This window comes from Streptomyces sp. NRRL F-5650, assembly GCF_000721365.1.
GTDB classification, from domain to species: Bacteria; Actinomycetota; Actinomycetes; order Streptomycetales; family Streptomycetaceae; genus Streptomyces; species Streptomyces ardesiacus.
Genome location: NZ_JOGV01000029.1, coordinates 54,422 through 67,450 on the forward strand (window position 1 = coordinate 54,422; position 13,029 = coordinate 67,450).

General features: G+C 70.2%; 9 protein-coding genes. 8 read left to right on the top strand and 1 reads right to left on the bottom strand.

Annotation, left to right across the window (positions count from 1 at the left end):
- Nucleotides 1-89: 89 nt before the first annotated feature.
- The 5 genes from IG88_RS0123590 to IG88_RS0123610 all read left to right on the top strand — a co-directional run bounded on the left by IG88_RS0123590 (nt 90) and on the right by IG88_RS0123610 (nt 5,195).
- On the top strand, nt 90-566 hold the full coding sequence (locus tag IG88_RS0123590; protein ID WP_031044617.1) for an ATP-binding protein: 477 nt from the start codon (nt 90-92) through the stop codon (nt 564-566).
- A gap of 6 nt (nt 567-572) precedes the next feature.
- Entirely contained in the window at nt 573-1,793 is a 1,221-nt protein-coding gene (locus IG88_RS0123595; RefSeq protein WP_031044622.1) for a hypothetical protein, read from the top strand.
- Nucleotides 1,794-1,854: 61 nt separating this feature from the next.
- On the top strand, nt 1,855-3,105 hold the full coding sequence (locus IG88_RS0123600; RefSeq protein WP_031044626.1) for a DUF262 domain-containing protein: 1,251 nt from the start codon (nt 1,855-1,857) through the stop codon (nt 3,103-3,105).
- An 18-nt stretch (nt 3,106-3,123) separates the two neighbouring features.
- Nucleotides 3,124-4,233 (top strand): AAA family ATPase, encoded by a 1,110-nt coding sequence (locus tag IG88_RS0123605; protein ID WP_031044629.1) that lies wholly within the window; start codon nt 3,124-3,126, stop codon nt 4,231-4,233.
- 29 nt (nt 4,234-4,262) lie between these two features.
- Entirely contained in the window at nt 4,263-5,195 is a 933-nt protein-coding gene (locus IG88_RS0123610) for a hypothetical protein (protein WP_031044631.1), read from the top strand.
- Between the two features lie 4 nt (nt 5,196-5,199).
- Here the strand turns inward: IG88_RS0123610 and IG88_RS38930 are convergent, their stop codons facing one another.
- Entirely contained in the window at nt 5,200-6,750 is a 1,551-nt protein-coding gene (locus IG88_RS38930; protein ID WP_078861580.1) for a sigma-70 family RNA polymerase sigma factor, read from the bottom strand.
- 182 nt (nt 6,751-6,932) lie between these two features.
- Between IG88_RS38930 and IG88_RS0123620 the strand changes: the two genes are divergently transcribed.
- From IG88_RS0123620 to IG88_RS0123630, 3 genes are read left to right on the top strand one after another with little or no spacing between them, the layout of a single operon-like run.
- Nucleotides 6,933-10,064 (top strand): helicase-related protein, encoded by a 3,132-nt coding sequence (locus IG88_RS0123620; RefSeq protein ID WP_031044637.1) that lies wholly within the window; start codon nt 6,933-6,935, stop codon nt 10,062-10,064.
- A complete protein-coding gene (drmB, locus tag IG88_RS0123625) occupies nt 10,061-11,914 on the top strand; it encodes a DUF1998 domain-containing protein (RefSeq protein ID WP_031044640.1) in 1,854 nt (617 codons plus the stop codon). Before IG88_RS0123620 ends, drmB begins: the two co-directional genes overlap by 4 nt.
- Nucleotides 11,911-12,987, top strand: coding sequence for an AAA family ATPase (locus tag IG88_RS0123630; RefSeq protein ID WP_031044642.1), 1,077 nt, complete (start codon nt 11,911-11,913; stop codon nt 12,985-12,987). The genes drmB and IG88_RS0123630 overlap by 4 nt, the downstream gene beginning before the upstream one ends.
- Nucleotides 12,988-13,029: the final 42 nt, after the last annotated feature.

Consider the following 13,029-nt stretch of genomic DNA (forward strand, 5'->3'; position numbering starts at 1 on the left):
CGGACAGAGCCGGACAGCTCCCGGACAGTGACGCTGCGTACCGTCGTCGTTGCTGTTCAGAGTAGGGTCGGCCGACCACGCTGAGTGACATGAACGCCGATATTGCACCCACGAGAGCACCTCATCCCGACCCCGCTCAACCCACCACCCCCACCCGTCACTTCACCATCCGCCTCTCCGCCACCCCGAGAGGCGCCCGCCTCGCCCGTCACCTGGCAGCCGGGCAACTCCACACCTGGGGCTGGCCGTACGACACCGAGGGCAACCACATCGCCACCCTCCTCGTGTCCGAACTCGCCACGGACGCAACCCTGCACGGCCGCGTCAGAGGCCGCGACTTCCGCCTCCGCCTCACCCTCCACCCCGAGGACGCCACGCTCCGTATCGAACTCACCGACGCACGCCCCGCCCACCGCCCGCCCACGCCCGGCACTCTCCCGCCGCCTTCCCCGGACGACGACTCCGGCCGGGGTCTCCTCCTCGTCGAAACCCTGTCCACCCACTGGGGAACGACCTGTGGCGACCCGTACACCAAGACCGTCTGGTGCGAAGTCGCCCTGGAGTGACTGTCAGTGGCGCCTGCGAGCCTGATGGTCATGACGCGCACCGTATTCGAGAACCTCGCGTTCTTCTGGGGCTACTGGACCCTCTTCGAGACGGCGATGATCGCCCTGCTGTGGCAGAGCCGCTCCCGTGTGCTGGGCGATCGGCTGTACCGGATTCCGGTTGTGCGACGGATCAGGCGCGGCGCCTGTGAACGTCGCGTGGAGGTGCTGTTGGCGGAGCTGGAACGGAGAGGGGTACCGGCGGAAGCTTGGCCAGGGAAAGACGCACTCGTCGAGCGATGGCACCGTATCGTCGTCGGCCGGTGCGTCTCCGTACTCCTCCAGGCCGTGCCCCTGCTGATCGTCGTGCTCCCCTTCTGGTGGGCGACGTCGTGGGCCCGTACGTCTGCCACGCCGTTCTGGATGTTCGCCGCCGTCACCGGCTTCGGCGTCGTCTCCATCGCGCTCATGGCCGCCGACGAACGGGCCGCTGCGGTCTCCGACGCGGCCGGGGCCCTCACGGTGGAAGCCGTCCGCTTCCTTGAGACGCTGCTCATCACGGATGACCGCCGCCCACAGGACTCGGCGCTCGACATCCACGGGAGAGCGTTCGGCCGCCTGTGCCAAGCCTTGCGCGTCCAGGCACGGCATACCACTCGCCGTATGCCGCCTGCCGCCCGCACGCGCGTGCGTGAGACCACGGAACGCCTGATCGGGGCCCTCGCCGAGGCCAACCAACGCTACCTCTTCGGCGAGGGCCCGGATCGCGACACCGCCGTACGCGACCTGTCCCGGCTGGTTGCCGGCGCCCTTCGTCACAGTTGCCTTCCGCGCGCACAGCGCGACAGCCTGGTGATCATCGACGCCACGCTCCTCACGGACGCGCCGGAACTGGACGCGGCGGCCACCGCGGCCGAGCCACTCCGGAGCCGCCTGCTGGCGGGGGCGGGCAAGGTGGCGGTGGCCGTGGGCCTGCTCGCCGGGGCGGTGCTCTTTCCCGGCGGGGGAGCAGTCTCGGAGCTACTGGCGGCCGCGGGGCTGGCGAGCGTCGCCCTGGTCTGCCCGCCGCTCCGGGAAGCCCTGCACCGTGCTCGGGAACTTCTCGTCGGCGGTCTGTCCACCGGCGACAGCGAGCCGGCGGTGACGGACGAGGAGCCGAGCCGCCGTCCGGTGCCCGTTCCACCCGCTCCCTGTTCGCAGTGCGCCGAGCACTCACCCGTCACCGCGGGATCACGGCCGGTAGGGTGAGAGACGACCAGGACCGAGCGATGATCCGGGCACGACACGAGGGCGAGGGCGACGAGACGACATGGCCGGGCTGGAGGACAGCAGCCAGGGGCGTACACGGGACCGGCGGTCGGTGTACGAGCGGTACCAGGAGGCGGCGGGAGAGGACGGCTTCCCCACCCTGGATGACCTCATGCTCACGGCTAGGGAGACCACCTCCGACGGCCAGCCCACCGATGTCGAGCGGGAGGACACCGACGAGGGCGTCGACCAGATCACCTCGCCCTTCGACCCCGAACGCATCGACATCGAGACCCGCACGTCCACGGTCGACCTGCTGCTCTCCCGGCTCCGAAGCGAGATGATCGACCTCGCCCCCGACTTCCAGCGCCGGGCCGGCATCTGGACGGACGAGAAGCAGAGCCGCCTGATCGAGTCGCTGCTCCTGCGCATCCCCATCCCGTCCTTCTACGCCGCCGAGCAGAAGGACGGCAGCTGGACCATCGTGGACGGTATCCAGCGCCTGACCTCGATCGCGCGCTTCATGGACGCCACGACGGTGGGTGCTCCGCCGTTGAAACTGAAGGGACTGGAGTATCTCCGTAACTTCGCGGGGGCGGACTTCGGTGATCTCTCCGGCAAGCTCCAGATCCGACTGAGGGAGACCGAGGTCGTCGTCCATGTCATCCGGCGCGGCACGCCCGAGCCCGTCATGTTCAATGTCTTCGCTCGCATTAACACCGGCGGTGAGCCTTTGGCCCGGCAGGAGATCCGGCACGCGCTGATCCCTGGCCGCGCCAGGAGCTTCCTCGCCGAGCTGGCTGAGTCCGACGAGTTCCGCTACGCCACCGGCGGCAGCGTGGTCGGGGACCGGATGGCCGACCGTGAGATGGCTCTGCGCTTCCTGGCCTTCCGTCTGACCTCGCCGGACGACTACCGGCTCGGCGACTTCGACGCCTTTCTGGCGGACGCCATGCACCGCATCAACCGCCTCCCCGCTGAGGAAGAAGAGCGCCTGCGGGTGGAGTTCCGTACCGCGATGTCAGCGGCCGAGCGCATCTTCGGGCAACACGCCTTCCGTAAGTACCGGGCAGGGCAGCAGCGCAAGTCGCCGATCAACAAGGCCCTGTTCGAGACCGTCGCGGTGAACCTGGCCTGGCTCGACTCCTATGACCACGCCAAGCTGGTACAGCTGGACGTGTTGGAGGCGTTCGCGGACCTCATGGAGGACTCGGAGTTCGAACGGTCCATCTCCGTGGCCACCGGTGACCCCAAGAAGGTACGGAAGCGATTCGACGCCGTACAGGAACTCTTCGAAGACCTCCTCTCCTGAACCTGGAGACAGCCGACAGTGATCACCCGTCTCACCCTGGTCAACTTCAAGGCGTTTCGCCGCCTGGAACTCCCGCTGGGCCCGCTGACCCTGCTCACTGGCCTGAACTCGTCCGGAAAGAGCAGCGTTCTGCAGGCCCTCGCGCTGCTCCGTCAGTCGGTCGACAACGGAGGGCAGGGACTGCTGCTCAACGGTGAGCTGGTGGAGCTGGGCAGTGCGCGGGACGTCCTGCACGACGACTTCGGCCTCGCGGACGAACTCGCGGACGTCGGGGGTCCCGCGGTCGGATTCCTGGTCGACGCAGGTGAGTCGTTCCAGTTCGTCGGTCTCTACGATCCGGAAGAACCCGACGAGGATGTGATGCAGATGCGGGTGAGAGGGGGGACCCTGCCGTTCGTCTCCGCTCCGTTCCAATACCTGCACGCTGATCGCATCACCCCGGCCGTCACCTATCCGCGCTCCCGCCAGGTTGCCATCGACCGAGGCTTCCTCGGCGTACGCGGCGAACACACTGTCAACTTCCTCCGCCACTACGGCGAGAGGGAGGTTCCCGACGGTCCACTGCGCCACCCCGACGCCTCCTCACCTCAGCTCCGCGACCAGACCGTCGCCTGGATGCAGGAGCTCTGCCCCGGCGTCAACCTCCAGGCCGACGCCATCGAGGGCACCGACTACGTCCGCCTCTCCTACGGCTTCGGCGGCACGGCGGGCATCAACGCGACCCGCCGCCGCCGCCCCACCAACGTCGGCTTCGGGCTCACGTATGCTCTGCCGATCGTGGTGGCCTGTCTCACCGCCCCCCCCGGCAGCTTGATCCTCCTGGAGAACCCCGAGGCTCACCTGCACCCCAAGGGCCAGAGCAGGATGGCGGCCTTGATCTCCGCGGCTGCCGCCACCGGGGCGCAGATGGTCGTCGAGACCCACAGCGACCATGTCCTGAACGGTGTGCGCATCGCCGTCAAACAGGGCGCCCTTCAGCCGGAGGACGCCGTCGTCCACTTCTTCCGGGGCAACGGCTCAGGCGCTGAGGTCATCAGCCCCAGCATCGACAAGGACGGCATGCTCGCCCAGTGGCCCGAGGGGTTCTTCGACGAGTGGGAGAACTCGCTCGACCAGCTGCTGGACTGACGACGAACCGACGGGGAGGGGGGAAGAGTATGCCGTTGCTGTTCCTGAACGAGAAGTCGTGGGCCACGACCTGTGACCACACGCGCGCCGACGCGGCCATGGCCGACTTCGTCGACGTGGTGCGCGCCGTAGCCAAGGAGGACCCGGCGGAGACCTCGCTGGTCAGCGAGGACGGCCTCACATCGTTGGAGATTGCCAAGGATTACCCGATCGGCAAATGGATCGGCGCCAGCCCGAAGAACCACGCCCGCTGGCTGCGGCTGAGGGCGCTCCAGAACAGGTCCCCCGTGCGCAGCGTCTATCCGGCGCCGGATGCCGACGGCCATCTTGAGTACCGTCACGAGGGCGAGAAGGTTCTGGGACTGGGCGCCGCGCACTTCATGGACGGCATCGCCGTGAGTCTTCCGGTGGCGCCTGAATGGGAGGCCTCCTCGGTCAGCCTCGAACGTAGCGAACTCGTCGAACTCGACGACGAATCCCTGGAGTTCGATCACGGGACGGTCGACGTCCGGCACGTCTCTTCCCTGCCGCACGTCGACGAGTACCGGGCCTGGATCCGCGAGTTGAGCCTGGCCAGAGCGGCCACAGGCCGTCAGATCTGGGAACGCCGGGCCGACCTCTACCCGCACCTCCAGTTCTTGCCCCGCGCAGAAGGCCACCTCACCGGCCTGGACCCTAGCTGGGTCGTGCCCGCACGGAACTGCCTGGAGCGGCTGGAGGCGGCGGTGGCCCTCTGGGACCCGGCGACGCGGCACGAACCGGAATGGCAGACCAAAGTCACTCCGGAGAGCCAGACGCGCAGAGAGGTCTGCTGGTTCACCGACCTCGACGGCGAGCGGCGCCTCTTCGAGCTGCACGCCCGCTTCACCCCGGGCATGGGCCGCATCTACTTCCGCTTGGTCCCGGAGGAGCGGGCAATCCGGCTCGCGCACATCGGCAGCAAGATCCGCCCCGACCTCTGACCCATCAGAACAGCGTTCCCTGCCCCTCCGATATCTGCGCCCTCTTGACCGAGGGCGTCGGCCGAGGAGCCTCTTCGACCGGTGCGGATGCGGGCGGGGCCGCCTCCTGTACAGGTGCCTTGCGCTTGCGTCCCCGCTTCCCGCGAGGCGCTGGCACCCCACCCGCCAGCACCTCCTTCAGCCGGTCACGGGCCCGGGTCTCCAGCTGCCGGATCCGCTCCCGCGAGACGCCGTACTCCTCGCCGATCTCCTCCAGCGTCTGTCGCTCTCCACCAACCAGCCCACAGCGTCGCCGCATCACATCGGCCTCGCGCTCGCTGAGGCAGGCGCGGGCCAGCAGCTCCTCCACCCGCTGCCGGGAGTACTTCGGCGCGAGCACCTCCTCCGGTGTCGGCGCCAGATGCAGCGTCGCCACCAGCTCGCCCAGATGCGTCCCGTCACCGATCTCGCGGTCCAGGGAGTCCGTCGGCCGGCTGATCCGGCGTACCGCGTCGACCTCGGCCACGGTGAGGTTCGCAGTCACGGCCACCGCGGCCGCCGAGAGGGACTGTCCCTGAGACGCCAGCCGTGCCTCGACCATCGCGACCTTGCGCACCTTCTCATGCACGTGCACCGGGATGCGGATCAGCCGGCTCTCGTTGCCCAGCGCCCGCTCCAGTGCCTGCCGGGCCCACCAGGTCGCGTAGGTCGAGAACTTGAACCCCTTGCTCGGGTCGAACAGGCAGGCCGCGTGCATCACCCCGGTCACGCCGTGCTGCACCAGGTCCTCGTAGTCGAGGCCCTGGCCCTGCAAGCGCTGGGCCAGTTTGTGCACCAGCCGGACGTTGTGCATGACCAGCGTGTCGTAGGCGCGGCGGCGGATGTCGGTGACGGGGAGGGCTGCGAGTTCGGCCTCCTCCGGTTTGTGGTCGATGTGCTCCGGCCCGCCCTTGAGGAGGACACTCAGCCCGACCTCCTCCTCGGCGGTCAGCAGCGTCTTCCACGCGGTGTGCCGGAACCGGTCCTCGTTCATACGGGCCCGCGCGGCGGCCATCGCGGCGTCCAGGTCCGTGAGGACCTCCCCCTTGCCGCCGAGTTCGTCCGCCTGCGGCTCTTCGTCGGTCTCGGCTTCCTCCTCCGGAGCCTCCTCCGCCTGCGCCCGCCGGGGAGTCGGGATCGCGCCGATCACCACTCCCTCGTCTCGCAGGGCCGTGGTCAGCGACTCCCGTTCCGCGGCGTCCAGCCCGCACAGCGACACCAGCCCGGCGAACGCGGGCGCCGGGACCATGCCCGCCGCGACGTACTTGCGCGCGAGTCCGAGGACCCGGACGACACGCACCCTATCCCGGGCGGGGGCAGCGGCCCGCTCCACGACCAATCCCTGCTGCGCCAGAGCCACTTCCAGCCGTTTCAGGCCCTCTGAATCCAGCCCCAGAGGAGCTGTCACCGCTCTGTACTCGTTCTCCGTCACCCGGCCGCCGCGTGCGCGGCCGTGCAGGTCGGCCAGCAACGTCGTCATCGCGCCGCGCAGTTCACGCACCCTGTTACCCCGGGTGCCCGGTGCGTCCGCCGTCATGAGGAGACTGTGGCACAGGCCACTGACAATCGGCCCTGTGATGCGGGAACGCTGTGTTCATCGCCTGTGGCTGGATGTGAGCGATTTCCCGATCCGGTGGGCGCCGCGCGGCATATGCCGGATACGATCTTGCGGACCGGTACGTTCGGTCAGCAGGGGGCGGCATGGGGGACACGGTGGTCATGGGACCCAGAGAAGAACTTGTCGCGTTCGTACGCACTCAGCTCGTCGGGCCGGCCCAGGGCGAGCACGAGACGGTGACCTCCCCGCCCGACCGGTTGTACCTGATGGGCACCCTGTATCCCCAGGACGCCGACCTGCACCGGCAGTTGACGCTCTCCGCCGAGGTGCTCGACGCACCGGGAGCGGAGGAGCAGCGGGAGGACACCGCCCAACGGGACGACCCCGTGCCGGAAGCGAACTCCTGGCTGCCCTCTTCTCTCGGACTGTCCCTGTTCACCACGGCCGCCGAACTCCGTGTCACGGCCGAGGGTGCCCGCTATCTCACTGAGCGGGACGAGCGCGGTCGGCGCCGCTGGCAGCGCATCCCGCTGCCCGCCGAGCCGCGCTCCTTCAAGCCGGGGGAGCCGGGCGCCCTCGTTTTCGACGGACGCGGTGAGATCCGGGTGACCTGGCGGACGTTCGGACACGGACGACTGGTCACGGTGGCCCTCGTCAACACGGCCCGCGCGCCCCGCCAGTCCCTCAGCGCCGCCGAGCGCGAACGGCAGTGGGACAGCATGCTGTTCCAGGTGGGGCTCGGCGTCGAGCCGGTCGACGGGGAGATACTTCCCTACCCCGGTGTCCGGCTCGCCAGCCGCGACGAGGAGGAGCAGGAACTCCGCCTCCAATACCGGCACGTCGAGACCCACGCGGTCGGCCATGGTTGCGCCGTGCGGGAGGAGCGCACGGGCGACGGGCGGGTGACCCGTGTCCACGCCGAGGTGATGCCGCAGACCGAGGTCCCCGCCGTGCGGGCGGCGGGGCCGAGGACGCCCGTGCTGCTGCTGGAGCGGCTCGCCGACGCAACCCTCCCCGTCGATCAACTGCGTCGGGAACTGGACGAGTTCGTGGGCGGCTACCGTGACTGGTGCGACAACCAGTGGGCCACGGACGTCCCCTCCTCGGCCCGGCCTGCCGCCCGGCGCATCCTGGAGCGGATCACCACCGCCGTACAGCGCATGGAAGCCGGTGTACAGGCCCTGTGCGCCGACGAGAACGAGGATCTGCGGCGGGCCTTCCGTACCGCGAACGCCGCCATGGCGCTCCAGATGCGGCACAGCGAACCCGACCAGGCCGGACAACGGCACGCCCGCGGTGCCGCCGTACAACTGGACCCGGCGCCCGACCCGGCAGCCTCCTGGCGGCCCTTCCAGCTCGCCTTCTTCCTCATGGCGGTGGAAGGCGCGGCCGACCCGTCCCATCCCGACCGGGAGACGGTCGACCTGATCTGGTTCCCGACCGGTGGTGGCAAGACGGAGGCGTATCTGCTGCTCGCCGCCTTCGTGATGGTCCTGCGCAGGCTCCGGCCGCGCGGCACCTCGGGCGGCGGGACCGCCGTACTGAGCCGGTACACGCTGTCGCTGCTGACCACACAGCAGTTCCAACGTGCCGCGACCACCGTGTGTGCCCTGGAACGCCTCAGGCGGGCCGACCCGGTGGCGCTCGGGTGCGAGCCCTTCTCCATCGGCCTGTGGGTCGGCGAGGCGACGACCCCGAACTCGTACCAGTCGGCCGTGGAAGCCTTCGACGAGGTGCGTGCCGCCGCCACCCCGGACGACCGCTTCATCCTCGACCGCTGCCCCTGGTGCGGCACCCGCATCGTGCCCGAACGCAAGTCCCCGGACCGGGCCGACTACGGCATCGACGCGCGCGCCTCGTCCTTCCGCTTCTTCTGCCCCCGCGACGACTGCGCCTTCCACGACGAGCTCCCCGTCGCCGTCGTCGACGCCCACCTCTACGACAAACCCCCGACGTTCGTCCTCGGTACGGTCGACAAGTTCGCCCGGCTCGCCTGGGAACGGGATGCCGGACGGCTGTTCGGGCGCGGCGGCATCCTGCCGCCCGATCTCGTCATCCAGGACGAGCTGCACCTGCTGACCGGTCCGCTCGGCACCACTGTCGGCCTGTACGAGGCGGCCATCCTGCAACTGTGCTCGCCCGCCCAGCAGGGGCCGAAGATCGTCGCCTCCACGGCGACCATCCGCCGTTCCGGTGAACAGGTCCGCAGACTGTACGGGCGGCCCGTGCAGCTCTTCCCGCCCGCCGGCCTGGACGCGCGCTCCTCGTACTTCGCGGAGCCCGACACCGAACGGCCCGGCCGCCTGTACGTCGGGGTCATGGCACAGGGACACACCGCCGGTCGCGCCACCGTCGCCACCGCCGCCACCCTCCTCCAGGGGCCGCTGCAACTGTCCGAGGAGCGCCGCGACGACTACTGGACCCTCGTCGCCTACCACCACAGCCTCCGCGAGCTGGGCCGCACCGTCACCGCCGCGGCCGACGACATCCCCGCGCAGCTCGGTGGCATGGGCCCGGTCGCCGAGCGGCGGGTGCTCACCGAGGGACAGGTGCAGGAGCTCACCAGCAGCCTGGACCGCAGCGAACAGCCCCTTGTGCTCGACCGGCTGGAGAAGCCCTGGGACGACCCGGCGGCGATCTCCCTGCTGCCCTGCACCAACATGCTGTCCGTGGGCGTGGACGTGAAGCGCCTCGCCCTGATGCTGATGCTCGGCCAGCCCAAGGCCACCGCCGAGTACATCCAGGCCACCAGCCGAGTGGGACGGCACGGCGTGCCCGGACTCGTCGTGACCTTCCTCAACGCCACGAAGCCGCGCGACCGTTCGCACTACGAGACCTTCGGCACGTACCACGCCGCCCTGTACCGGCACGTCGAGCCGACCACCGTCACGCCCTGGTCCGTGCCCTCCCGCAGACGTGCCCTGCACGCGGCCCTCGTGGTGCTCGTCCGGCACGGCCTCGGGCTCAGTGCAGAGGACGCGGCCGGTGACGTCCTCGACCGGGTCGCCGACGTGAGCACCCAGGCGGAACGGCTGGTGGAGTGGGTCTGGCGCAGCGACCCGGAGGCGGCGCCCGGGGTCCGCGACGACCTCTTCCGGCTGTTCCAGGACTGGCAGGAGGCGGCGCGGGAGGCGCAGAGCGACGGCAAGCGCCTGCACTACCGCACCCAGGGCAAGGGCCAGCACAATTTGCTGCGCGACTTCGACCGCGGCGGGGGCCTGTGGGAGACCCCGCACTCCATGCGCAACGTCGACCGGGAATGCCAGGTCGTGGTGAAGGGAGCCGACGCATGAGCCGCCGCCGGGTGCGCCAGGCACAGACCGTGGTGCCCTTCGGTACCGGAGCCGTCCTCGACGTCCAGGGCGAGTCCTTCGTCGCCGCGGGCATCGGCGACTGGCCCCGAGCCCATCAGCCCGTCTCCTCGCCCCGGCTCGCCGCGCGTCTCGGCGTCAGCGGATTCCGGGCGGCACCGCCCGCCCCGCACGACGCCTGGGACATCCCGGACGCCGCCGGACCGCCGTACATCCGCTTCCCCGCCTGGCTGTTCTGTCCGGCGTGCCGACGGATGACGCACTGGAGGGTGGCCGACGAGCGGCCGGGACAGCCACCGCGCTGCCGCAACTGCTCGCCACAGCGGCAGCTCACCCCGATGCGGTTCGTCCAGATCTGCCCGTCCGGCCATCTCGGTGACGTCGACTGGTGGTACTGGGCGCACTCTGAACTCACCCCGGAACAGCGGGAGTCCTGCCCGGACCGGGACCACTTGCGGTTCCGTTTCGAGGAACGGGCGACCGGCCTGGAAGCCCTGTCGGTGGCGTGCACGGCCGACGGCTGCCGTGCCGCGTCCCGGGACCTGCTCGACGTCCTCGGGGCCAAGCGGATGCGGTGCACCGGCCGTAACCCGTGGCAGCGGCGGAGCGAAGCGGCCAAGGACTGCCCAGGGCCCGTACAGATCGTCCAGCGCACCGCCGGAAACCTCTACTACCCCGTCGTCCACTCGGCCCTCGACATCCCCGAGAGCGAAGAGTCCGCCACGGACGGCGAACTCGCCGAACAAGTACGCCTCCACGACATGTGGCTCGCCCTGTGCAAGACGCCCGACGGCCCGCGCGCCCCCATCATCCGATCGATGATCACGGAGGACACCGGAGCCGATGACGCCCTCCTCGACGCCCTGCTCGCGGAGGAGACCGGCGCCCCGGCCCACGGGCCCGGCGAACGCCCCCACCAGGTGGTGTACCCGGACCTGAGCAGCGATGAATGGGCCGCCTTCATCGCTCCCGCGCCGGAACCCACCCGAGACTTCGTCATCCGGGACGCCGGGCTCGGGCTGGAGGACGAGACCGAGGCGCCATGGGTCGACCTGCGGGACAAGGCCGCGCGCGTGGTCGTGGCCGACCGGCTCCGGGAGGTGCGCGCCATCCAGGGCTTCAGCCGGGTCACCCCGACCGCCAGGTTCGTCCCGGTGGACACCGGTAGGCGGGCCCGCTGGCTGCCCGCCGTCGAAGTGTTCGGCGAGGGAGTCTTCCTCGCCCTGGACGAGCGCCGGCTGGCCGACTGGGAGCGGGACAGCGACGTACGCAACCGGGTGCGCGGGATGCGGGACGACCTCGACAGGGCCTTCCAGAAGGACCGGCTCGAAGCCCTCACCGGGCCCGAACTGCTGCCCCGGTTCGTACTGTTGCACACCCTCGCCCACCTGCTGGTCCGACAGCTCTCCTTCGAGTCCGGGTACTCCACCGCCTCCCTGCGCGAGCGCGTATATGCCCGGTCCGGCGGCGGCACACAGGCGGGCGTTCTCGTCTACACCGCCGCCGGGGATGCCGAGGGCACCCTCGGCGGCCTCGTCCGCCAGGGCGAGCCGCCCCGGCTCGCCGAGACCCTGCTGCGGCTGACCGAGGCCGCCGCCTGGTGCTCGGCCGACCCGCTGTGTGCGGAGCACACCGGACAGGGCTACGCGAATCTCAACCGCGCGGCCTGCCACGCCTGTTGTCTGCTGCCCGAGACCAGCTGCGAGACCGGCAACGCGCTGCTCGACCGTGTGCTGCTCGTCGGCGGGGCGGGCGTACCCGGCTACTTCGAGGACGTCATCACGGCGGCCCGGGAGCTCGCCGTCCGGGAGATCGAGGACGATGACCGGTGACGCTGACCTACCTGGACCTCAGTGAGGAACAGCAGGACCTGCTGCGTGACCTGCCGTTCGAGGGGCACCACCTCGTCACCGGGCCGCCGGGGTCCGGCAAGAGCGTGCTCGCCGCCCAGCGCGCCGGCCTGCTCGCCCTCACCGGCGTACGGGTCCATCTGCTCACCCGGTCCAACCTGCTGCGCCAGACGCTGGCGGCCCACGGGAACGTCGAGATCTCCACCGTGCACGCGTGGATCCAGGCCTGGCACCGGGCCCGTACCGGCGAAGGAGCCCCGCAGGCGGCCGAGGACTGGTTCGACTGGTCCCAGCTGTTCGCCCTCGCCGCGGTGGAGGAGCCTGCCGAGCCGTTCGCCGTCGTCGTGGACGAAGGCCAGGACCTGCCCCGTTCCTTCTACCGGCTGTGCCATCTGCTCGGTGTTCCCGTCACCGTCTTCGCCGACGAGTGCCAACGCATCACCGACACCCAGTCCACCCTCGACGAGATCAGCACGGCGTTGCGGGACTGCGCACGCCACGAGCTCACGACCGGGCACCGCACGACCCGGCCGGTCGCGGCCCTCGCCGTCCGCTTCCACACCGGAGCCACCCCGCCGCCTCTGCCGTCCCGTGCCGGACCCGTTCCCCGGTTGTGGCGATACGCCGACCAGCGCGCCCTGGCGGCCCAGCTCGTCGCGCACGCCGAACGGCATCCGCAGCGCACCATCGGCGTGATCCTGCGCACGACACGGCAGCAACTCGCCCTGCACGAACACCTGGAGCGCGCCGCACCCCGGCTGCGCTCCCAGGTGTACGTCGGCGCCGCCGCCGAGGGCCGCCACCGCACGCTCGACCTGAGGCGGCCCGGCATCCGTGTCATCAACCGGGCCAGCGCCAAGGGCCTGGAGTTCGACAGCGTCTTCGTTCCCGACATCCACACCGACAGCGGCGACCCAGGAGCGGCCGCGCTGCGGATGACGTACTACGTACTCCTCACCCGCGCGCGGGAAGAGGTCCACCTCGGGTACGAGGGGCACCGGGAACCCCAGCCGGTCGCGAGTATCCCGGCCGACCTGCTGGTTCGCGCCGTATGAGATGTCGTAGCCATGTAGGAGACTTCGTACCAGCCGTCGTTC

Bases quoted from the DNA above. Each gene is read 5' to 3' on its own strand.
- IG88_RS0123620 (WP_031044637.1), top strand. From the start codon at position 6,933: ATGGGACCCAGAGAAGAACTTGTCGCGTTCGTACGCACTCAGCTCGTC.
- IG88_RS0123610 (WP_031044631.1), top strand. From the start codon at position 4,263: ATGCCGTTGCTGTTCCTGAACGAGAAGTCGTGGGCCACGACCTGTGAC.
- drmB (WP_031044640.1), top strand. From the start codon at position 10,061: ATGAGCCGCCGCCGGGTGCGCCAGGCACAGACCGTGGTGCCCTTCGGT.
- IG88_RS38930 (WP_078861580.1), bottom strand. From the start codon at position 6,750: ATGACGGCGGACGCACCGGGCACCCGGGGTAACAGGGTGCGTGAACTG.
- IG88_RS0123590 (WP_031044617.1), top strand. From the start codon at position 90: ATGAACGCCGATATTGCACCCACGAGAGCACCTCATCCCGACCCCGCT.
- IG88_RS0123600 (WP_031044626.1), top strand. From the start codon at position 1,855: ATGGCCGGGCTGGAGGACAGCAGCCAGGGGCGTACACGGGACCGGCGG.